The sequence below is a fragment of the Curtobacterium sp. BRB10 genome (assembly GCF_031844325.1).
GTDB lineage: Bacteria > Actinomycetota > Actinomycetes > Actinomycetales > Microbacteriaceae > Curtobacterium > Curtobacterium poinsettiae_A.
Genome location: NZ_JAUZVA010000004.1, coordinates 417650 through 440266 on the forward strand (window position 1 = coordinate 417650; position 22617 = coordinate 440266).

Genomic DNA, 22617 nt, shown 5'->3' on the forward strand with positions numbered 1-22617 from the left:
CTCACGGGTGTCGTGCTCACGGGTGTCGTCCTCGATCGGTGAGGCCCGCCCGGTCCGCAGTCGGACCGGGCGGGCAGAGGGGGTCGGACCTACTTGATGCCGGCGCTGTCGCAGGCTGCCTCGTACTGTGCGGTGCAGATCTTCGACACCTCGTACAGGCCGTCCTTGACCACCGTCGACTGGACGTTGTCCGTGGTGACGGCGACCGGGTCGAGCAGCGTCGACTGGACGCTGGCGCCGCCGGCGGTGTCGACGGTGGTGTCGCCCTTCGGGGTCTCACCCTTGGCGAACTGGATCGCCAGGTCGGCGGCCTTCGACGCCTCGGGCTTGAAGGCCTTGTAGACGGTCATGTACTGCTCGCCGGCGAGGATCCGCTGGATGCCCGCGAGCGAGGCGTCCTGCCCGGTGACGGGCGGGAGCTCGGTGACGCCGGCCGACTTCAGGGCCGCGATCACGCCGCCGCCCGTGTCGTCGTTCGCCGCGTAGACGCCGGTGATCTTGTCCTTGCCGAGCTTGCTGATCTGGCCGGCTGCCCAGTCCTGCGCCTTGGCGGGGTCCCATCCGGGGGTGTCGTACTCGGCGAGCACCTTGTAGCCGCTGTCGTCGATGACCGAGTGCGCGCCCTTCTTGAACTGCGAGGCGTTGTTGTCGGTGGGGGAGCCGTTCACCATGATGATGCCCGAGCCCTCCGGGACCTTCTTCGCCTTGAGTGCGTCGACCAGAGCCTGGCCCTGCAGCTCACCGACCTTCTCGTTGTCGAACGAGATGTAGTAGCTCAGGTCGGGGCTGTTGATGAGCCGGTCGTAGGAGATCACCGGCACCTTCTTCGCCTTCGCCTGCTGGACGATGGACGCTGCGGCCTCGCCGTCGAACGGGTCGAGGACCAGGACCTTGACGCCCTGCGTGAGCATCGACTGGGCCTGCTGCAGCTGCTTCGACGCGTCGCCGTCAGCGTTCGCGTAGACGACCGAGCAGCCGCTGCACTGCTTCTTCACCTCGGCGGTGAAGAGCGGGCGGTCGGCGCTGGCGTAGCGGGCGGTGACGGAGTCGGGCAGGAGCAGGCCGATCTTGGCCTTCGACGCGTCCCCGCCGCCTCCGCCGGACCCGGTTCCGGCGTCCGCGCCGTTGGAACAGCCCGCCAGGGTGGTGATCGCGAGCAGCAGGGCGCTGACGCCCAGCATCGCTCGTGTGGTGGATTTCTTCATTGAAACGTCCTCCAACAGTGGACCGCCCCCATCGGCGGTGCCCTGAGTGTGACAGTGAGCGTTCTTGGCTGCAAGAGTTGAACGCAACGACCGCGCGCCGTGACGAAAACGTTACCCGGAGGGCGCGGAGCGGCACGGCCGGTGCAGCACGGAGCGGCACGGCCGGTGCAGAACGGAGCGCCCGGTCGGCACGGCCCGGCGCGGGTCCTCCTAGCGTGCGCGCGTCACGTCCACGGCCTCGATCGCCAGGGCCAGCGCGCCGGTCACCGCGGCCTTCTCGCCGAGCTGCCCCTGCACCACGTCCGGGGTGCCGTCCACGTCGACGATCAACGACGACTCGAGGGCGTGCCGCATCGGGCCGAGCAGGAGTTCACCGGCCCGCGCGAACTCGCCCGTGACCACCACCCGCTCCGGGTCGAGGACGTTGCAGAGCCCCACCGCCGCCGAACCGATCGCGCGCCCGGCGTCGGCCACGGCGCGCATGCAGACCTGGTCGCCGCCCATCGCGCGCAGGATCAGGTCCGCCAGCTTCAGGGTGCCGACCTCGTCGCGGACACCCTCGAGCACGGCGGGCGCGCCGGCGATCGCCTCCAGGCAGCCGCGGTTGCCGCACCGGCACAGGGGCCCGTTCGGCAGGACGGGCGTGTGTCCGAACTCGCCGGCGATGCCGTGGTGCCCGCGGAACAGGTGCCCGCCGAGCACGAGTCCGGCACCGATGCCGTTGCCGACGTCGAGCGTCACCACGGTGTCGCGGCCACGGGCCGCCCCGCTCCGGTGCTCGGCCAGTGCGGCGAGGTTGGCTGAGTTGCCGACCTGCACGGGCTTGTCCATCCGCCGGGCGAGCGACTGCCCGAGCGCGACGCCGTCCCAGCCGCGCAGGATTCCGCCGCGCGCCGTCATCCCGGTGCGCGCGTCGATCGGGGCGGCCACGGCGAGGCCGACGGCGAGCACCTCGTCCATCGACGACTCGATGGACTCCACCATGTCCAGCACGAGCAGCGCGGTCTTGTCGAGCTCGGCGTCGGCACGGTGGTCACGGGCCAGGGGCATGTGCCGCTCGGCCAGGACGGCGCCGTTCAGGTCCGACAGTGCCAGCCGCAGGTGCCGCGGTGAGACGTGCACCCCGGCGACCAGCCCGAGGCCGTGCGGCAGGGTCACGCGGAGCGCCCGGCGGCCGCTCGAGGTGCTCGGCGTCGCGTGCAGGGCGCCGGTCGCGACGAGTTCCTTGACGATGTTCGAGACGGTCGCGGGGGACAGTCCCGTCACCCCGGCGAGCTCGACCTGCGTCAGCCCGCCGTGCCGTTTCACCGCGCTGACGACCCGACCCCGGTTGGCTTCACGCAGTGAAGCTTGGTTCCCCGGACTGCGGCGCGGCTCTGACACGGGGACAGCGTAACGGGCGGGTCCGGAGCGCTCGCCGTGACGGCCTGGAGGCACGGTGCCAGCTGGCACCGTGCCTCCCGTCCGGCGTCAGCGCAGCTTCCGGAACGTCGCCCGGACGTCGTCGACGAGCAGCGCCGGCTGTTCGAGCATTGCGAAGTGCCCGCCGCGCGCGACCTCGTTGAAGAACACCAGGTCGGTGTAGCGGCGCTCCGCCCAGCGGCGCGACCGGCGGACGTACTCGCCGGGCATGATGCTCAGTCCGACGGGCAGGGTCAGCGGTTCCTCGACGGTGCCCGGGGTGGCCCAGCCGGTCCGGGTGGCTTCCCAGTACATCCGCGCCGAGGACGCAGCGGTGTTCGGCAGCCAGTAGAGCATGACGTCGTCGATGATCTCGTCGAGCGGGAAGATCCGCTCGGCGTCGCCGTGTTCGTCGTGCGAGCCGCCGACGTCCTGGAACATCGCGTAGATCCACGACGCCAGTCCGACGGGGGAGTCGGCCAACGAGTACCCGATGGTCTGCGGGCGGGTCGACATCTGCTGCGAGTAGGCCGACAGCTCCTGCCAGTAGTGACCGCTCTCCTGCAGCATGACCTGCTCGTCAGGGGAGGCGTTCCGGGCTTCGTCGTCGGTCGGCATGAACAGCGCCATGTTGAGGTGGATGCCGGCGAGCCCGATGTCCCCCGCGGCCTGCAGGGCTGCGAGCTCCGCGGTGACGGTGGCGCCGAGGTCACCGCCCTGGGCGAACCAGTCCGTGTAGCCGAGCCGGGACATCAGCACCGACCAGGCCCTGGCTGTCCGAGCGGTGTTCCACCCGGTCGTCGTCGGTCTGCCGGAGAACCCGAACCCGGGCAGGCTCGGGATCACGACGTGGAACGCGTCCGCCGCGTCGCCGCCGTGCGCAACCGGGTCGGTGAGTGGACCGATGGCGTGGCGGAACTCCAGGACGGATCCGGGCCAGCCGTGGGTGAGCAGGAGCGCGCGGGCACCGGGGACGGCAGACCGGACGTGCAGGAAGTGGACCTCGAGTCCGTCGATGTGGGTGGTGTGCTGACCCCAGCCGTTCAGGAGCGCCTCGGTCCGACGCCAGTCGTACTCCGTCGTCCAGTGCTCGACGAGGGCGCGGACCTTCTCGAGTCGGGGTCCCTGCGAGGTGTCCTCGACCGTCTCGGCGTCGGGCCAGCGGGTTCCCGACAGGCGACCGCGCAGGTCGTCGAGCTCCGCCTGGGGGACGTCGAGGGTGAACGGGGTGATGACTGTGGTGTCCGGCATGGGTCCTCGGCTGCTCGGTTGGTGACGGCTGTCCGTCTTGATTGCAGATGATCTTTGCACAAGACGATCTTGACCGGCTACGATCTCTGACATGGACAGTCCGACGTCGGCAGGAGCGCTCCCCGAGATCGACTGGGGTGCCGAGGGGATCGAATCCGAGCTCGGGTGGGCGCTGCCGCTGGCGCTCCAGGGCTTCACGCGGATGGGCAGCGAGGCGGTCGACGACGTGCCGGGCGGGCCCCGCGGGTACCAGGTGCTCGTCGCGATCACCACCGAGGAACCGTCGTCGCAACTCGGACTCGCGCAGCGGCTCGGGATCGACAAGACCCAGATGACCTACATCGTCGACGCGCTCGAGTCGGGTGGGTTCGTCGAACGCCGCCCCGCCCCGACGGACCGGCGGGTACGGCAGGTCCACCCCACCGACGCCGGCCGTACCCTGCTCGCCCGGACCCGGTCCGCCCTGCGCGGCGCCGAGGGCGTGCTCATGCGACACCTGGACGACGACGAACAGACGACGCTGCGTCGGCTCCTGGCCCGCGTCGCGCTCACCGCCGGGCTCGGCGCAGCCGGACCGGACCAGGCGGACCCCACGTTCCAACACCCCCTCGCCGTCCCGGAGCGATCCCGACGGCGCACCGCGAAGACCACGTCCACCACCACTGCAGTGAGGCCCCGCCCATGACCACCACCATCCTCGTCGCCGGCGCCACCGGCGACCTCGGGCACCGCATCGTCCGCGAGCTCACCCAGCACGACGTGCGGGTGCGGGTCCTCACCCGGCCCGGCAGCAGGACCGCCGATGAGCGCTTCGGCGGCGACCCTCGTATCGACGTCGTCGCCGCCGAGTACGGCGACCACGACGCCCTGACCCGGGCCGTGAGCGGGGCCGACGTCGTGGTCTCCGCCGTGAGCGGGACCCGTCCGGTGATCGTCGACGCCCAGCGTGCGCTGCTCGCGGCGACCGTGGCGGCGGGCGTCCGGCGGTTCATCCCGTCCGACTACTCGGCCGACTACCGGCGGATCGCACCCGGCACCAACCGCAACTTCGAGCTGCGGCGGGAGTTCGCGGCCGACCTCGACGCGGCCCCGGTGCAGGCGACCTCGATCCTGACCGGCATGTTCACCGACCTGCTGACCGGCGAGGCACCGATGATCCTGTTCGGCCGCCGGCTCGTGCTGTTCTGGTCGTCCGCGGACCAGGTGCTCGACTTCACCACGAAGGACGACGTCGCCCGGGTCACGGCGCTCGCCGCCCTGGACGACGATGCTCCACGGGTGATCGAGATGGCGGGCGACCAGGTCACCGCGCGCGACGTCGCACGCACCGTGGGCGAGCTGACGGGGGAGCGCTTCCGGCTGCAGTGGGCCGGCACGACCGGGACCCTGTCCGCGATGAGCGCCGTCGGCAGGCGCCTGTCGAAGGACCCCGACGAGACGTTCCCGGCATGGCAGGGGATGCAGTACTTCGTGAGCATGTTCAGCGGACAGGCGCAGCTGCGCCACGTCGACAACGACCGCTACGGCGTGCAGCCGTGGACGAGTGTCCGTGACGTGCTCCGAGCGCACCTCAGCGGGCAGGGCCACCCGGCGACGGACTGACGGGCGCGGTGTGCGGTCGTCGACGGCGGAGCAGGAACGCGAGACCGACGACGACGGCCGGCACCAGCGCGAGCGCGGCGAGCCAGACCAGGAGGTCCCACTCTGGCGAGAGCGGCACGCCGAGCGCGCTCGACGATGTCCGCCAGACCTGGTCACCGGGTCCCTCGTGCTCCTCGGACCCGGTGACCGGGAACAGCAGTGCCGTCACGACCGCCCAGCCCACCAGCACCACGACGGCGATCAGTGTCCACGGCTGCGGACTCACCGCAGGGCCCGTGCGCGTCATCGGACGACCACCGCGACCGTGGCCCACCCCACCACTCGTTCCATAGTGTGCTCCGTCCTGTCCACCATCGGTGGCTCAACCATGCCGCATGACGGGTCGGACCGGTGTCTCGATGCGGCAACGACTCGACCGTAACCACAGGCGGACGGGAGGCCCGGTGCCAGCTGGCACCGGGCCTCCCGTCCGTCAGCCGGTCGCGGTGACCGCATCGCTCACGCCCGACGATCGCCGCACGTGCTGAGGGTGGTCAGGCGGTCAGGCGGTCAGCAGCGTGTAGACCTTCGCGATGACGTCGCCCTCGATGAAGCAGATGTCCATGCCGGACACGACGGGCGGCTGCCCCTCGGGGCCGAAGTGCCAGGCGAGGTACCCCATCCCGTGGTTCTCGTAGACCGGGCCGGCCGGCGAGAACACGAAGCCGGGGGCCTCGTCGAGCAGGCGCTGCGCCTTGGCGTGCAGGGCCTCGCGCCCGGTGACGACCTCGTCAGGGTCCAGGAACACGACGTCCGGGGCGTACGTGCGCTCGATCGCGGCCCGGCGGCGCTCTGGGTCCCGTTCCCCGAACACCTCGAACAGGTTGGCGTGCATGAGCGATTCGAGCGGCTGTGACATGGTCTCTCCGTCGGTTGTCGGCTGTTCGGTCGAGTGTGCGGGAAACAGGGCGTCAGCGCTACCGGATCTCGAGGTCGTACAGCGAGTAGCCGTACGGGGTCGCGCGTTCGACACCGTGCACGCGGACGTACCGCCACGAGCCGTCCAGCGAGTGCCGGTCGGTCGCGCCGTCACCGTCCGTCTCTATGGCGAGCGTCGTCCACCCGTCGTCGCCCGCGTTCCGCGCCTCGATCCGGTAAACGCGCCCGAACGCGTCCTCCCACCGGAGCACCGCGCCGTGCAGGCGGTGCGATGCGCCGAGGTCGACGGCGAGCCACTGGTCGTCGGTGTGCCCGCTCGCCCAGCGCGAGCCCGGGTCGCCGTCCACGGCGTTCCGTGCGGGGACGCCGTCGCCCTCGTCGGCCGACGACGACACGGTCGCCCGTCGTGCCAGGTCCGGCGTCGGGTCGCCCTGCGTCGAGGTGACGCGGAGGTCCCAGAGGGAGACGCCGAACTCGGTGTGCCGACGGTCCGCGACGACCCGGACCCAGCGGCCGGTGACGTCGTCGCCCTCCAACCGGTGGGTCACCTCGCCGCCGGTCCCGTGCGCTTCTTCCGCGACGGTCCGCCAGGGGGCGTCGTCGTCGTCGCGCACCTGGACGCGGTAGGCCTCGGCCCACGCGGCCTCCCAGTCGAGCTGCACCTGGTCGATCGACACCACCTGCCCGAGGTCGACCGCCAACCACTCACCGTCGCGCGCTCCGCTCGCCCATCGGGTCCGGGCGTCGCCGTCGACCGCGTTGCCGCCGGACAGGTCGCTGCGCTCGTCCGACGAGGTGGTGACGGGCTTGCCGGCGGCCACGTCACGAGAGCGGGCGGGTGCGGTTCCGTCGTCGTCACCGTCGGTCGCCCCGTCGAGGGTCATGACCGTCGCCGTCCCGGACGCTCCCGGCACCGTGGCCGTGACCGTCGCGGTCACACCGCCCTCGGCCGCTGCGGTGACGACGCCGTCCCGGTCGACACCGCCGCCACCGTCGACGGTCCACTCCGGGCGGTCCGCGGCGAGCCGGCCGCCGAACCCGTCGTGGTCGAACCCGTAGGCCGCCATCCGGAGCGTGTCACCGGCGCGGACCGTCGCGGCGCGCGGTGCGACGAGTACGTCCTCGACGTCGACGGTCGAGGCGGCCGGGGTGCCGGACACGTGCACCTCCCAGATGGAGTAGCCGTACCCCGTCAGCCGGTCGGTCAGGTGCAGGCGCACGAACCGGGCGGTCTCGCCGACGGCCACCGTGTCCGCGTCGGCGGTGGTCTTGTCGACGGTCCGCACGTCGCGCCAGGGACCGTCGGCGGTGTCCCGGACCTGCAGCACGTACCGGGCAGCGGCCGCGTTCTCCCAGTCCACCCGCACCGTGTCGACATCGGTCAGTCGCCCGAGGTCGATCGTGTAGTCGACCTCGTCCACGCCGTGCGCGCTCTCCCACCGGGTGCTGCGGTCCCCGTCGACGGCCTTCCCGGCGACGTTGCCGCCGTCCGAGGAGCTCGCGTCGACGTCGGCACCCAGTGCGGCGTCGGGGATCGAGGTCACCGAGGCGACGACCGCCGAGCCCTCGACACCGCCGCCGGTCGCGACGACGTACCCGGAGCCTTCGGCGGTGGTCGTCACGGTGCCGTCGGTCCCGGCGCTCCCGGCGCCGGTGTACGACCAGGTGACGTCCGCGGGCAGGTCCGCCGGGTCGCCGTACTGGTCGTGGCCGGCGGCACGGAACCGCTGTGGCGTCCCGACGACGAGCCGGTCGAAGCCGGGCGTGACGTCGAACCCGGTGAGGACCGGTGCCGGTGCGACCCGGAAGGCGTACGACCCGTGCACGCCGCCGACCGTGGCGGTGACGGTCGCCCGCTCCGCGCGCTCCGATGCGCGGTGGACGCCGTCGGCACCGATCGTGCCGGTGTCGGTCGACCAGGTGACGTCGTCCAGGGCGACGGTGGCGCCGTACTGGTCGGACCCGGTGGCGGTGAAGGTCGTGGTCGCGCCGGGGACGATCGTCTTCGGGGCGCCCTCGGCACTGACGACGACCTCGGTGAGCCGCGCGTCCAGGTGCGACGTGATCTGCGTCTGCGCCGGGACCGCGATCTGGCCGATCACCTCGGTGCCCTCGTAGACGTCGTAGGTGTGCTGCACGGTGTCGGGGTTGTCGAGCACGTAGCTGATCGTGCCGTCGGGTGCGCGGAACACCTGGCTGAGCGGGTCCGAGGTGTGCCGGTCGGTGACCTCGGTGCCGACGGTCCGGTTCGACATCGCCTGGTGGTACACGAGGCCGGCCATCGACTGTCCGGTCACTGCCGGGTCGTCGGCGGCCCACAGCGCGGCGTGCACGTCGGCGTAGGTGTCCGGGTCGTACTGTCCGAGGAACCCGAGCACGACGTTGCCGAGGGCGTCGCCCATGCCGCTGAACACCCGCGCGGCGTGCTCGGTGTCCTCGCCCGGGGTGTGGTCGGTGAGGTCGACGCCGTACAGCTGGTCGATGGTCGCGGTGTCGGCGCGGAAGTCGTCCACCAGGAACGGCATCAGCGGTGACGGCGTCGGCCAGTCCCGGGGGTTCCGGTCGGCGGTGGGACCGTCGAGCTCGGCGGGCACCAGCGCGGCCGGCAGGGTGTCCGGGGTCCAGTACCGGTCCGGGAACACCACCCGTCCGCTGTCGTCCACGCTCACCAGCAGGGTGTCGGTGGCCGGGTCGTACAGGGGATTCGCCGCGGTGCGTCGGGTGACGTAGCCGGGGTGGTTCGCCTCGACGGCGCGGATCGCGTCCTGCAACTCGCCGATCGCGGCCGGGCGGTCGCGGGTGATCTCGACGTCGCCGTAGCTGCCCACGCCCCACCACTTCTTCGTGAGCATCTGGATGCGTGCCGCGTTGCCGTCGGTGACGCCGGCCTGCCCGATGGACTCCGGGCGGGCGGCCATCATCTCGCGCATCAGGGCCTTCGAGAAGCCCGGGTCCCAGCCGAAGTAGTCGAACCACGGGGCGATGGGCATCCACTGGATGCCGGAGATCCAGGCGGGGTCGCCGGAGAAGTACGTGGCGTGTGCCTGCCCGGAGTCGAACAGGATCCCCGCCTGCGCGTGCTCGTACTCGTCCGGGAACGCGCCGTTTCCGTCGTACGACGCCGAGGCGGGGTTGCCGCGCACGTTCTGCCAGTAGTCGCGGACGGCGGCGCGCTCGGTGACGTACTGCACGGCACCGGCGGCCTGCATCTCCTCGTCGCCCAGGACCGAGCCGAGCAGGAAGAGCCCCGCCTCGGACTGGATCGCCTCGGACGAGGACTCCTGGTTGTTGCCGCCGGGAGACGACACCCCACCGGCGTTCGAGCGACCCTCCCAGACGCCGAACGTGCGCATGTGCGGGAACCGGGCGTCGTCGCGGTCCCAGTTCGCGTACTGCTTCGCGACGAGCGTCGCCATGCCCTGGTACTCCGCGGCCCAGTCGTGGTCGACCCGGCCGAGCATGGCTGTCGCGACGGCGAAGTACCCGTAGTGGAAGTGGTTGTCGTTGAACTGGGCCGACCCGTACGAGTCGGCGAACCCGATCAGGGCCTTCCACGTCGGGTACATCGCGAAGAAGTGCTCCGCCTCGCCGTCCGTGTAGGTGTACCAGTCGGTCAGGGCACGCTCGAGGGTGGCCTGCAGCGTCCGGGCGTCCTCGGTCGCACCGATCTGCCGCGCGATCGTCATGTACTCGGCGAGCTGCAGGACGTCCTTGCCGCCCCAGTAGGTGTCTCCGCCGTACGTCGTCTTCGCGGCGTACTCGTGCAGGTACTCGCGCATGACCTCCTCGGAGTACGGGTCGTCGCCGACCGCCTCGGGTGTGGCGCCGATCGGGGTCATGCCCGTGAACGCGTAGTCCAGGGTCCAGCCGCCGTGGCCGACGGTGGTCCGCATGGTGCCGCGCGGGGTCTCGTAGGTGGCGCCGGTGAAGCGCAGGTTCGTGGTGGCGTCGGCGTACTGGTGCTGCAGCCAGCCCTGCACGGTGTCGTGGTCGTCGCCCTGCAGCGCGTCGGTGCGGATCGCCCACTGCTGGCGGACGTTCGCCGCCGCCGGGTCGTACGAGTACGTCATCGTCGTGTCACGGGGGACCGCGAAGGCGGTGCGGTGCAGGTCGTCGAGGGACAGGCCCTGCTCGGGGACCGCGCTGAGCACCAGGTAGGGCGTGCCGGACGATGCCTCCAGCGCGTCCCCGACACGGGTGAAGGTCGTCCCGTCGGGGGCGTGCACGCCGAAGACGTGGCCGTCCTGGCGGATCTCGAACCGGTCCGTCGTCACCGGCAGGTCGAGCGGTTCGCCGTCCCCGTCGGTGATCTCGGCACCGTCCTGCAGGGTGAGGCGCGGGCTGATGCCGTGGAACTCGAACCACTCGTACGGCGAACCCTGCACGCTCGTGACGTCCATGTACTGCCCGCCCGGGCCGTCCTGCGGCATCCGCCAGCTGACGTTCCAGTCACCCCAGCGGAGCGCGTCGGCCTGCTTCGCCCGGAACGTGGTCGTGAAGCGGTCGGCGAGACCGTCCGGGGTGTCGGTGAGCAGGACCTGGTCGACCAGCACGTGTGCCCACCCGGCCCGCAGATCGTCGACGATCCGCAGCTGCGCGGACTGCCCCCGGTGAGCGGAGACGTCCCAACTCTCCCAGCGCAGCTGCTCGCTGTCCGTCCCGGTGCTGCTCGCCACGACGTCCCCGTCGACCAGGAGCTGCACGGCTTCGTGGTCGGGGTGCCGGCCACCGCCGACCAGGAACGCCAGGGTCGAACGGTCGATGGTGAAGGTCGGTGAGGTGAGCGTCCCCGTCGCGCCGTCGCCGTCATCGTCGGTGAACGAGTTCAGGAAGCGTCCGCCGAGCCACCCGGAGACCGCGCTCTGCCCGCTGGCCGTCCCGCTGGCGGTGGCGGTGAAGGCGTCGCCGGTCGTGGTCCAGCCGTCGGGCAGGCCGTCCTCGAAGTCGGCGAGGGTGCGGTCGCTCGCGTCCGGGCTCGGTTCGACGGTCCCGCCGACCGTCACCGGGGCTTCCAGACGCATCGCCGTGCCGTCGCTGTTCCACCGCGTCGGGATCGTGAGCTTCGTGCCCGCAGCACTGTTCGACGAGACGAACGGGTACGCCCACATGTCGCCGGAGTACTTGCTGACCAGCAGGTCCGTCCACCACTGGTTCGTCGGCACCGGCTCGCCGGCCTTCGACGGGTCGATGTACAGCTCCTGGTCCAGCGTCTTCCGCACGTCGGCGATGTCCGTGATCTCGTCCGGCGGGGCCGGCGCGTACGAACCGGAACCCACCTGCACGCCGTCGGCGGCGGGACCGACGCTGGACGGGCCTCCAGGCTGGCCCTCCTGTGCGGCCACCGCAGCGGTCGGATCGGCCGGTGAGCGCGGAGTGTCCGAGGTCGCGGCGTTCGCCGGGGTGACGGCGAACGCCAGCAGCGTGGCGGCGGCCAGTGCGCCGGCGGTGGCGCTGACGGCCGCTCGGCGGAACGACCTGGGACGGACGGCGGGACGCGGTGAGGTCACCGGGACTCCTGTCGGAGGGGATCGGCCGGACACGACGTACACGGCCGGGACGGGCTGGGTCTGGTGGTGCGGGGCCTGCACACGGACAGATCGGCAGGGCCGGTCCCGCCGTCAGTGGTCCGCGTTCCGGGGATGCCCTACCGTTGCCCCCATGCCGACCATCGGACTGCGGCGGATGGTGCCGCGCGACCCCGACCAGCGACACCGGGCCGCGAGCCCCCTGGAGCTCCTGTTCGACCTGGTGTTCGTCGTCGCGGTGGGCTTCGCCGCGACGAACCTGCACGAGATCGAGCTCGAGGGACACGTCACCTCCGCCGTCCTGGCTTACGGGCTGGTGTTCTTCTCGATCTGGTGGGCGTGGATGAACTTCACCTGGTTCGCCACGTCGTTCGACACCGACGACTGGCTCTACCGGGTGATGACCTTCGTGCAGATGGCCGGGGTGCTCGTCCTCGCCGCCGGGGTGCACGCCGCCATGGTCGAGAACGACTTCACGATCGGCGTCATCGGCTACGTCGTCATGCGGCTGGCCCTGGTCGGGCAGTGGATCCGCGCCGCCGCGTCCTCCACCCGCTACCGCAGGACAGCCACCCTGCACGCCGTCGGCATCACGGTCGTGCAGGTGCTCTGGGTCGTCTCCCTGGCCCTGCCCGACGACGTCTGGTCGTACGCGGCACCGTTCCTCGTGCTCGCCGAGCTCTCCGTGCCGATCTGGGCGCAGACCTCGACGGGCACGGCCCCGTGGCACACCCGGCACCTGGCCGAGCGGTTCTCCCTGTTCACCCTCATCGTCCTGGGCGAGGGGCTGGTGGCCTCGGCCGGTGCGGTGATCGACGCCCTCGCGCACACCGAGCACCTCGGGGCCCTGCTGGCGCTCGCGGGGTGCGGGCTGGTGATCACCGTCGGCATGTGGTGGATCTACTTCTCCCGCGAGCAGCACGCGCACATCCGCTCGCTGCCCACCGCGCTCGTGTTCGGCTACGGCCACTACTTCGTCTTCGCCGCCGCCGGTGCCCTGCCCGCCGGCATCGAGGTCGCGGTCAGCGCCGACGCCGGACACGTCGCGCTGTCGTCCGCCTCGGTCGCGGCGACCGTCGCGGTGCCGGTCGCCGTGTTCGTGCTGTCGATCTGGGCGCTCGCGATCCGGCCGTCGCTGTCGGCACGGGCCAACGCCGTCGTGGTGGTCCTGGTGCTCGTGGTCCTCGCGTCGATCGCGGTGCCGGCCGTGTCGCTGCCCACCACGGCGCTCGCCGTGGTGGCGGTCGTCGTGACCCTCGAGGTCGCGTCCGCACAGACCGAGACCTGACCGACGACGGACGGGAGGCACGGTGCCAGCCTGCACCGTGCCTCCTGTCCGTCAGGTGGTCGCGTCGACGGCCCGTGCGCGGTTGCGTCTCTGGTGCGAGGGCACGTTCGTCGCACCGAACACGGAACCTCGCACCACGCGGCGCGTGCGGCGCTTGGCGCGCCGCGCGCCACGTCAGCGCCCGGGCTGCTCCGTCGCGCGCCCGTCGTCCGACGCCGGACGCGCGTCGAGGCTCGGGTCGACCGCCGGGTCGGCCGAGATCGACTCCGGCCGCACCGGGAAGTCCTCGAGCGCGCTCGCACCCACCGTCGGCGACGCAGTCCCGCGACCGCCGCGGACGCGGTTCCGCACCGCGGCCCACGGACGGCCGAGGCCGGACCGTGCCGGACGCTCGGTCGGCGCCTCGACCTCGAGCCCGTAGTAAGCGCCGACGTGCTCGAGCAGGACCTCGCGCTCGGCCTTGTCGTAGGCACGGCGCTCGCGCGTGAAGGCGATGATCGTCGACCAACAGGTGAGCAGCAGGACGATGCTGAACGGCAACGCGGTCGTGATCGCCGCGGTCTTCAGCGCGTTCAGTCCGCCGCTGAGCAGCAGGGCGACGGCGAGCAGCGCAGCGACCCCGGCGAAGAAGACCCGCAGCCAGTTCTTCGGTTCGATGTCACCGCCCGACGCGATCATCGCCATCACGAGCGACCCGGAGTCCGACGAGGTCACGAAGAACACGCCGATGAGCAGGATCGCGCCGTAGGTCAGCACCACGCCGGCGGGCAGGTCGCCGAGGACCGCGAACAGCGACCCCTCGATGTCGACCGAGCCGTCCGAGCCGATCATGCCCCCCGAGCCGTCGGTCTGGCGGTGGATCGCGGTGCCGCCGAGGACGGCGAACCACAGGAACGTGAGTGCGGTCGGCACGAGCAGGACGCCGAAGACGAACTGCCGGACGGTACGGCCCTTGGAGATGCGGGCGATGAAGACACCGACGAACGGCGCCCACGACATCCACCAGCCCCAGTAGAAGGTGGTCCAGGCACCCTGCCAGGCCACGCCCTCGGTGCCCTGCTGGGCGGTGACGTTGAACGACAGGCCGACGATGTTCTGCAGGTAGGAACCGATCGACTGCACGAAGTCGCGGAGCAGGAACTGCGTCGGCCCGACGATGAGCACGAACAGCAGCAGCGCTGCGGCGAGCAGCAGGTTGAAGTTCGACAGGATCTTCATGCCCTTGGTCACACCGGTGACGAGCGAGACGATCGTGACGGCGGTGATCACGGCGATGATCGCGATCTGGCTGACGATGCTGCTGTCGGCGATGCCTGCGCTCTCGAGTCCGGCGCCGATCTGGATGACCCCGAGGCCGAGCGAGGTCGCGACGCCGAACAGCGTGCCGACCAGGGCGATCACGTCGATCAGGTTGCCCCAGCCACCGCGCACGCGGTTGCCGAGCAGGGGTTCGAGGGCCCAACGGATGGAGACCGGGCGACCACGACGGTGGATCGCGTACGCCAGAGCGAGCCCGAGCACCACGTAGATCGCCCAGGCGTGCAGACCCCAGTGCAGGAACGTCTGGGTCAGGGCCTGCTGCGCGAGCTCGTTCTCGGTGCCGGTGACACCGGGCCGCGGCGAGGCGAAGTGGCTGAGCGGTTCGGACACCCCGTAGAAGACGAGGCCGATGCCCATGCCGGCGGCGAAGAGCAGGGAGAACCACGAGCCGGTCGAGAACTCGGGCTCGTCCTGGTCCTTGCCGAGCTTGATGTCACCGAACCGGCTGAAGCCGACGAACAGCGAGAAGCCGACGAAGAACGCGGCGATGAGCACGTAGTACCAGCTGAAGTTCTTGACGATGCCGTCCTGCAGACCGAGGAAGAGTGCCTCGGCGGTCGAGGCCGAGATCAGGGTGAAGGCCACGAACCCCAGCACGATGACGGCGGCGGGCCAGAACACCCACCGCCGCAACCGGGGTGTCGTGGTCACGGGTCCGGGCAGGGGAGGAGTGGTGCTTGCCATGCGGACCATGGTGCCTGCTCGGGTTCCTGTGCGTTCGTGCAGGCGTGTCGTGGCGTGCCGTCAAGGCGCGGCCGTGGGGCGCACCGACCACCGCCACATGCGATTACAACGTTGACGTAGGCTTTACAGCGCTGTAAACAAGAGGCTGCGCGACGATGCGCGACGAGGGAGAGACCCGATGGTGGGAAGCAGGACCGCAACACTCCAGGCGGCGGTGAGCCGGCGGGGGTTCCTCGCGGGCGCGGCCGGTGGCATCGCACTCGGCACGATGGCGCTCGCCGGGTGCGCGACCCCGGGGCGTGCCGCCGGTGCTGCCACGACGCTCCGCTTCTACGAGCAGAAGCAGGAGGTCATCGCGTACTTCGACGAGCTGCTGCGGAAGTTCGAGGGGGAGCACGCCGGCTTGTCGGTCGTGCACGACAGCACGGCGGCCATCGCCCCGCAGTTCGTGCGCGGTGAACCGGCGGACGTCGGGTGCTTCAACGACAACCTCGAGCTCGCCCGGTACATCTCGCGCGGCGTGCTCAGCGACCTCAGCGACCTGCCGTCGGCAGCGCGGGTCCGACCGGACATCGACACCCTGACGAACCAGTACGCGAAGTTCGAGGACCGCACGAGCGTGCTGCCGTACTCGCTCGCCGCAGCCGGGGTGATCTACAACAAGCGGATCTTCGCCGACCACGACCTGCCGGTCCCGACGACGTGGGACGAGTTCGTCGAGGTCTGCCGCACCCTGCAGAAGGCCGGCACCACACCGATCTACGCCACTGACCGGGACACCTGGACGCTCTGGCAGGGCCTGTTCGACTACTCGGTGGGCAGCCTCGTCGACACCGGCTCGTTCTTCCGCAAGATGAAGGCCCTCGGCGCCGACGTCGGCCCGGACTCCGAGGTGTCGTTCGAGAAGGACTTCGCGGTGCCGATGGAGCGTGCGAAGACCATCTCGTCCTTCTTCAACCGCGACCACGCCACCCGGGCCTACGCCGACGGCAACCTGGCGTTCGGCAAGGGCGAGGCCGCGATGTACCTGCAGGGCCCGTGGGCGCTCGGGCAGATCGCGCTGATCGACGACGAGCTGCCCGTCGGCACCTTCGCCCTGCCGGTGTCGAACGACCCGGCCGACCGCAAGGCCCGGGTCAACATCGACCTGGGGCTCTGGATCCCCACGGCGTCCGAGCACCCGGAGCAGGCGAAGGAGCTCGTCGAGTTCCTCATGCAGCCCGAGGTCATCGACGCCTACAACCGCGACAACCTGGCGTACTCGCCACGCATCGACGCACCGCCGCAGCAGGACGAGCGTCTCGCCGGCCTGCAGCGGTACGTCGACGACGCCGCGTTCTACCAGGGCGCCGGCACCTTCATCCCCACGTCGATCCCGCTCGGTAACTACCTGCAGTCGGCGATCCGGAGCGGGGACTTCACCTCGATGCTGCAGCGGCTCGACTCGGACTGGCGGCGGCTCGCCGGCCGTTCCGCGACGGTCTGAGCCCGGACCAGGACACAGGAGCCACCATGACCATGCAGACCCCGCTCTCCCGCGACACCGACCCGCAGACCTCCGGGCCGGCGACCGCGGCCGCCCGCACGCACCGTCGTGCCGGGTCCCTCCGGCGCACGGAGGGCATGTACTACCTGTTCCTCGTGCCCGCCCTCGTGCTGTTCACGGCGTTCGTCGTCGCGCCCGCCTGCGTCGGCGTCTTCTACAGCTTCACCGACTACCTCGGGTTCGGGCAGTGGGACTTCATCGGCGCCGAGAACTACCGGGCGCTCGTCTCCGACCCTGCGATCCTGGCGTCGTACGGCTTCACGCTCGGCTTCGCGGCCGTCACCGTCGTCGTCACGCAGGTCGTCGCGCTGTCCCTGGCGATCGCCCTGGCGAAGAAGATCCGGTTCGCCGCCGGGTTGCGGTCGGTGTTCGTCATCCCGATGGTGATCTCGGGGATCATCGTCGCCTACGTGTTCAACTTCCTGTTCTCGAACACCGTGCCGGCCCTGGCCACGAGCGTCGGGTTCGGCCCGCTCGAGCAGAGCATCCTCGGCGACCCGAACCTGGCCTGGCTCGCGATCGTGATCGTGTCCGCCTGGCAGACCGTGCCCGGCGCGCTCCTGATCTACACGGCGGGCCTGACGTCCATCCCCGAGGAGCTGTACGAAGCGAGTGCGCTCGACGGCGCAACCGGTTGGAAGCAGCTCCGCTCGATCACGCTCCCGCTGCTCGGCGGCTTCATCGTCATCAACACCGTGCTCGGTGTGAAGGGCTACCTCGGCGCCTACGACGTGATCGTCGGTCTGACCAACGGTGGCCCCGGCAGCGCGACGAGCAGCGTCGCGATGACCATCTTCGGCGGCTTCACCGGCGGCGACTACGCCTACCAGATGGCGAACGCGACCGTGTTCTTCATCATCACCGTCCTCATCTCCGTGCTGCAGCTCGCGGCGACCCGCGGAAGGAACCTGCGACTCGCATGACCGCCATCGACACACGACCCCCGACCGACACCCGCACCGTGACCACCGGCGGCGGTCGCTCCGGGCGCGGCCACCGCCGACGACTGGGCGGCACGAACTGGACGCTGACCGTGGTCCTCGGCCTCGCGTCGCTGACCGTGCTCATCCCGCTGTACGTCACGCTCTCGATGGCGTTCAAGACGACCGAGCAGTCAGTCGACGGCAACGCCCTGTCGCTGCCGTTCCCGTTCAACCCGGGCTCGTTCGCCGAGGCCTGGCAGCTGACCCGGTTCCCGGTGTCCTTCTCGGTGTCCCTGGGCGTCGCGGCGCTCACCGTCGTCGCGACGCTGCTGCTCAGCTCGTTCGCCTCGTACGCGATCGTCCGGAACTGGCACAAGCGGTTCTTCCGGTACTCGTTCGTCTACCTGCTCGCGGCGATGTTCCTGCCGTTCCCGGTGGTGGCGCTGCCGCAGATCAAGCTGACCGCCGAGATCGGCCTCGACAACCCGATCGGCGTCGGGATCCTGCACGCCATGTTCCAACTGTCGTTCAGCGTGCTCCTCTACTCGGCGTACCTGCGGTCGATCCCCGTCGAGCTCGAGGAGAGCGCTCGCATCGACGGGGCGTCCACGTGGCAGATCTTCTGGCGGATCATCCTGCCGCTCCTCGGCCCGATGAACGCGACGGTCGGCATCTTCGCGTTCCTGGCATCGTGGAACGACTTCATGATGCCGTCGCTCATCACGGCCGATCCGGGGTTGCAGACCCTGCCCGTGGTCCAGAACATCTTCCAGAGTCAGTTCGGCACCAACTACAACGTCGCCTTCGCCTCGTACCTGATGGCGATGGCACCCACGATCATCGTCTACCTGTTCGCGCAGCGCTGGGTCATCAGCGGCGTGACGCAGGGTGCGGTCAAGAGCTGAGAGGCACCACGTGAGCAGCAGCACCACCGGCACCAGCACCACCAGCACCACCGGCACCGGCACCGTCCTCCCCATCATCCGTCCGTTCCCGGGTTCGGACCCGGTCGCCGACCCCGCGGCCGTGGTCACCGGCGAGCACTGGCGCATCACCGTGCTCGACGCCGGGGCCTTCCGGATCGAGTGGAGCGACGACGGCGGGTTCGAGGACCGGGCGTCGACCTTCGCGATGCGCCGCCGCCTGCCCGTGCCGGCGTTCGCCGTGGAGCGGACGGGCGGCGGCAGCACCGACACCGACGGCGTGGTCGTCACCACCGACCGCGCCCGCCTGCGCTACGACGGTCGTCCCTTCAGCCCGAGCGGCCTGGTCGTCGAGACCACCGGCCCGGACGCCAACCGCTGGCGCTGGGGGCAGGAGCCGCGCGACCTCGGCGGCACCGGCCGCACCCTCGACGACGTCGACGGCCGGATGCCGCTCGAACCGGGGATCCTGGCCCGCGACGGCATCACCGCGCTCGACGACAGCGAGTCGTTCCTGTTCGCCGACGACGGCTGGATCGGCACGCGGGTCCCCGGGCGCCGCGACGTCACCGTCTTCGCGTACGGGCGTGACTACGACGCGGCACTCCGCACGTACCACGCCGTCTCCGGGCCGCCGTCGCGGATGCCGCGGTGGGCGCTCGGCAACTGGTGGAGCCGGTACCACCCGTACAGCGACGCCTCGTACCTGGAACTGCTCGACCGTTTCGCGGAGGAGCACCTGCCGTTCTCGGTCGCCGTCATCGACATGGACTGGCACCGGGTGGACTCGGTCCCACCGCGCTTCGGCAACGGCTGGACGGGGTACTCGTGGGAGCCGTCGCTGTTCCCGGACCCGCGGGCGTTCCTCGCCGAACTGCACCGAAGGGGGATGCGCACGACGCTGAACCTGCACCCGGCCGACGGCGTGCGGGCGTTCGAGGACGCCTACCCCGCGGTGGCGCGGGCGATAGGCGTCGACCCGGAGACCGAGCAGCCGATCCCGTTCGACCCGACGGACCGCCGGTTCCTGCATGCCTACTTCGAACACCTGCACCGTCCGCTCGAGGAGCAGGGCGTCGACTTCTGGTGGATCGACTGGCAGCAGGGTCGTGAGACCGGGCTGCCCGGGGTCGACCCGCTGTGGCTGCTCAACCACTTCCACCTGCTCGACTCGGCGCGACACGCGGCGTCGGGCGGAGACGCAGCCGCCGACACGACCGCGGTCACCGCCACCGCCAGCGACACCGCCACCGTCGCCGGAGCACCCGCAGCGCCCGTCGACGGCATGACCTTCTCGCGCTACGCCGGCCCCGGCAGCCACCGGTACGCCGTCGGGTTCTCCGGTGACGCCGTCGTGTCGTGGGCGTCCCTGGCGTTCCAGCCCGAGTTCACCGCCACCGCCGCGAACATCGGCTACCCCTGGTGGAGCCACGACATCGGCGGCCACACCCGCGGCGTCCGTGACGACGAGCTCGCCACCCGCTGGGTGCAGTTCGGGGTGTTCTCACCGATCATGCGCCTGCACTCCGCGAACAACCCGTTCATCCGCAAGGAGCCGTGGGTGTTCCCCGCCGAGGCCCGTGCCGCGATGGGTGAGGCGCTCCGCTTCCGTCACCGCCTGGTGCCGTACCTGCACACGATGAACCACGGCACCGCCGAGGGCACCGCGCTGGTCCGACCGCTCTACCACCTGGAGCCGCGCCGCGACGAGGCGTACCGGGTGCCGAACACCTACGCGTTCGGATCGGAGCTGCTCGTCGCCCCGATCGTCGCACCGCGCGACCCGGTCAGCCGGCACGGGGTCGCCCGGGCCTGGTTGCCGCCGGGCACCTGGACCGACGTCTTCACCGGCACGGTGTACGCGGGCGACCGGTTCGTCGACCTGCACCGCACGCTCGACACGGTGCCCGTCCTGCTGCGCGCCGGTGGGATCCTGCCGCTCGCGGCGGTCGACCAGCTCGACGCCACCGTCAACCCGACGGCGTTCGAGGTCCTCGTCGCACCGGGCGCGGCGGGTGACTTCACCCTGGTCGAGGACCACGAGGGCGAGGGCAGCCGCACGGCCCGGACCCGCCTGACCTGGGACCCGGAGCACGCCGAGTTCCGGGTGCACGCCACCACCGGGGCCCTCGACGTCGTCCCCGCCCACCGAGAGTGGCGGGTCACGTTCCTCGCCGCGCCGGCCGACGGACAACCGACATCGGCACGGTCTGCCGACCGGTTCTCGGTCGACGTGTCCGTCGATTCGGCGTCGGGCGGAACGGTCACGCTGGTCGGCGCTCCGGTCGTCGGTGTCGACGCACGGGAGGCCGTGCGGCGGGTCCTCGAGGGCGCGCAGGCCGGCAACCCGGAGAAGCTCGAGGCGTGGGAGGTCGTGGCGAAGGACCTGCCGCGTGCGGACCGCATCGTCGGGCTCGGCACCGTCGGCCTGCCCGACGCCCTGCGGGACGTCGTCGTCGAGCTGCTCGGCAGCGTGCACCCGGGGGAGTCTGCTCCCGCAGGTCGCTGACGGCACGCGACAGGGGAAGATCCGACTGGAGGCCCGTGGCGGCACCGCCACGGGCCTCCAGTCCGCACTTCACGCGCCCTGGTGCGCCGCCCGGTCGGACGTGCCGTCCGCGTACGGCGCGCTCTCGCCGACGAGCAGGCGGTGGCCGACCGTGACCAGCCGGCCGGGCACGTCGGAGCCGTCCATCCGCTCGACCAGCAGGTCGAGCGCGGTGTCGGCGAGGGCGACCGTGTCGGGCGCGACGGAGGTCAGGCTCGGCACCAGGCTCGACCCGAGTCCGACCGCGTCCCACCCGACGACGGCGACGTCGCGGGGTGCGTCCAGGCCGCGCAGGCGCATGGCGCGGAGCGCCCCGAGTGCGGCCAGGTCGTCGCGGCAGAGCAGCCCGTCGACGTGGAGTCCGGCGTCGAGCGCGGCACCGAAGGCGACCTCGGCGCCGGCGGCGTCACCGACCTCGCGGGGGACCAGCAACGCGTCGTCGAGCGGCAGGCCCGCGGCGACGAGTCCGGCGCGGTAGCCGTCCAGACGCAGTCCGGACGTGCGCGACGACGGGCCGGTCTCGTGCCCGAAGAACCCGATGCGGCGGCAGCCGAGCGCCACGAGGTGCGCGACGGCCTCGCTGGCGGCCCCGGCGTTGTCGATCACGACCTGGTCGGCGTGCGGGGGTCGGACGTCCTCGCCGAGGAACACCACGGCGGTGTCCCCGCGGATCCGGTCGATCGCCTCGGGTGTGAGCACCTGCGGGTGGATCACGACCCCGTCGACCACTCCGGCCTCACGTCCCCGCACCGCCGAGCGCTCGCCGTCCGGGTCACCGCCGGTCTCCTCGAGCAGGAGCTGGTAGCCGCGATCGGCGCACACCCGCGAGAACACGTGGGCGAGCTCGGCGAAGTACGGCCGTCGCAGGTCGGGGAACGCGAAGGCGAGCATGTTCGAGCGTCCGGTCGCCAGGGACCGGCCCGAGACGTTCGGGCGGTAGCCGAGCTCGTCGATGGCGGCCTGTACCCGGCTGCGCATCGGGTCGCTGACGTGCTGGTAGCCGCGGACGACGTTGGACACGGTCTTCATCGAGACGCCGGCGTGCGCGGCGACGTCCTGCAGCGTGACCTTGCCCATCCGCTCACCGTAGCGGGCGGACGCGGGATGGACGGGGCGGAACGGACGGGTCGGGCCGGCCGGTGGACGACGGGTTCCGGACAGCACGGTCAACACGCATGTTCGGCACCTAGGGTCGCCCCAAGCGCAATCGCGTGAACTCTCTCGAACCGGCTGAAGGGTCGGTCCGTCAAGAAGGTCGGTCCTCATGACCACCACTCCGCTCGCTCCGGGTTACACCCGCACTCGTCCCGCTACGGGAGCCCGCAAGGGCACCTCGACCTACTCCGCGCTGCTGGCGCAGGTGAAGGAGAACGGCCTGCTCCGCCGTCGTACCGGTTTCTACTGGGCACTGTTCGGCGCACTCGTCGGCAGCCTCGCCCTCGCCTGGGTCGCGTTCGCGTTCCTGGGTGACTCGTGGTTCCAG

At 71.1% G+C, this 22617-nt stretch carries 15 protein-coding genes and 1 pseudogene; 8 read left to right on the top strand and 8 right to left on the bottom strand.

From position 1 onward, the window contains the following. Nucleotides 1-89: 89 nt before the first annotated feature. The 3 genes from Q9R26_RS11400 to Q9R26_RS11410 all read right to left on the bottom strand — a co-directional run bounded on the left by Q9R26_RS11400 (nt 90) and on the right by Q9R26_RS11410 (nt 3857). A complete protein-coding gene (locus Q9R26_RS11400; RefSeq protein ID WP_311227329.1) occupies nt 90-1205 on the bottom strand; it encodes a sugar ABC transporter substrate-binding protein in 1116 nt (371 codons plus the stop codon). Between the two features lie 210 nt (nt 1206-1415). Then, the gene (locus Q9R26_RS11405) at nt 1416-2588 is read right to left on the bottom strand and encodes an ROK family transcriptional regulator (protein ID WP_311227330.1); all 1173 of its coding nucleotides are present in this window, start codon (nt 2586-2588) and stop codon (nt 1416-1418) included. A gap of 87 nt (nt 2589-2675) precedes the next feature. After that, nucleotides 2676-3857, bottom strand: a complete 1182-nt coding sequence (locus Q9R26_RS11410; RefSeq protein WP_311227331.1) for an alpha/beta fold hydrolase — start codon at nt 3855-3857, stop codon at nt 2676-2678. 91 nt (nt 3858-3948) lie between these two features. Between Q9R26_RS11410 and Q9R26_RS11415 the strand changes: the two genes are divergently transcribed. Further along, entirely contained in the window at nt 3949-4542 is a 594-nt protein-coding gene (locus tag Q9R26_RS11415) for a MarR family winged helix-turn-helix transcriptional regulator (RefSeq protein ID WP_311227332.1), read from the top strand. Then, on the top strand, nt 4539-5459 hold the full coding sequence (locus Q9R26_RS11420) for an NmrA family NAD(P)-binding protein (RefSeq protein ID WP_311227333.1): 921 nt from the start codon (nt 4539-4541) through the stop codon (nt 5457-5459). Before Q9R26_RS11415 ends, Q9R26_RS11420 begins: the two co-directional genes overlap by 4 nt. Here Q9R26_RS11420 and Q9R26_RS11425 read toward each other — a convergent pair. The 3 genes from Q9R26_RS11425 to Q9R26_RS11435 form a co-directional block, all read right to left on the bottom strand. Next, nucleotides 5428-5724: a hypothetical protein gene (locus tag Q9R26_RS11425; RefSeq protein WP_311227334.1), complete on the bottom strand. Its 297-nt coding sequence runs from the start codon at nt 5722-5724 to the stop codon at nt 5428-5430. The genes Q9R26_RS11420 and Q9R26_RS11425 overlap by 32 nt on opposite strands. Before the next feature lie 276 nt (nt 5725-6000). Further along, nucleotides 6001-6357, bottom strand: a complete 357-nt coding sequence (locus Q9R26_RS11430; RefSeq protein WP_247737495.1) for a nuclear transport factor 2 family protein — start codon at nt 6355-6357, stop codon at nt 6001-6003. Between the two features lie 58 nt (nt 6358-6415). Further along, the gene (locus Q9R26_RS11435) at nt 6416-11884 is read right to left on the bottom strand and encodes a discoidin domain-containing protein (protein WP_311227335.1); all 5469 of its coding nucleotides are present in this window, start codon (nt 11882-11884) and stop codon (nt 6416-6418) included. A 151-nt stretch (nt 11885-12035) separates the two neighbouring features. Between Q9R26_RS11435 and Q9R26_RS11440 the strand changes: the two genes are divergently transcribed. Further along, on the top strand, nt 12036-13190 hold the full coding sequence (locus Q9R26_RS11440) for a low temperature requirement protein A (RefSeq protein ID WP_311227336.1): 1155 nt from the start codon (nt 12036-12038) through the stop codon (nt 13188-13190). A gap of 174 nt (nt 13191-13364) precedes the next feature. On the opposite strand, the gene Q9R26_RS11445 is transcribed toward Q9R26_RS11440, so the two are convergent. Further along, nucleotides 13365-15194 (bottom strand): BCCT family transporter, encoded by a 1830-nt coding sequence (locus Q9R26_RS11445; RefSeq protein ID WP_311227337.1) that lies wholly within the window; start codon nt 15192-15194, stop codon nt 13365-13367. A gap of 214 nt (nt 15195-15408) precedes the next feature. Here Q9R26_RS11445 and Q9R26_RS11450 point away from each other — a divergent pair, with 214 nt between their 5' ends. From Q9R26_RS11450 to Q9R26_RS11465, 4 genes are read left to right on the top strand one after another with little or no spacing between them, the layout of a single operon-like run. Next, nucleotides 15409-16680, top strand: coding sequence for an extracellular solute-binding protein (locus tag Q9R26_RS11450; RefSeq protein ID WP_311227338.1), 1272 nt, complete (start codon nt 15409-15411; stop codon nt 16678-16680). 26 nt (nt 16681-16706) lie between these two features. Beyond that, nucleotides 16707-17663 carry a carbohydrate ABC transporter permease gene (locus tag Q9R26_RS11455; RefSeq protein WP_182066002.1) on the top strand — a complete coding sequence of 319 codons (957 nt, stop codon included), beginning with the start codon at nt 16707-16709 and terminating at the stop codon, nt 17661-17663. After that, complete coding sequence (locus Q9R26_RS11460) at nt 17660-18568, top strand: carbohydrate ABC transporter permease (RefSeq protein WP_182066003.1); 909 nt, start codon at nt 17660-17662, stop codon at nt 18566-18568. Before Q9R26_RS11455 ends, Q9R26_RS11460 begins: the two co-directional genes overlap by 4 nt. 10 nt (nt 18569-18578) lie before the next feature. Beyond that, entirely contained in the window at nt 18579-21095 is a 2517-nt protein-coding gene (locus Q9R26_RS11465; protein WP_311227339.1) for a TIM-barrel domain-containing protein, read from the top strand. A gap of 69 nt (nt 21096-21164) precedes the next feature. Here the strand turns inward: Q9R26_RS11465 and Q9R26_RS11470 are convergent, their stop codons facing one another. After that, the gene (locus tag Q9R26_RS11470; RefSeq protein ID WP_311227340.1) at nt 21165-22211 is read right to left on the bottom strand and encodes a LacI family DNA-binding transcriptional regulator; all 1047 of its coding nucleotides are present in this window, start codon (nt 22209-22211) and stop codon (nt 21165-21167) included. Between the two features lie 187 nt (nt 22212-22398). Here Q9R26_RS11470 and Q9R26_RS11475 point away from each other — a divergent pair. Further along, nucleotides 22399-22617 (top strand): annotated as a pseudogene (locus tag Q9R26_RS11475) (acyl-CoA desaturase); the annotation flags it as partial.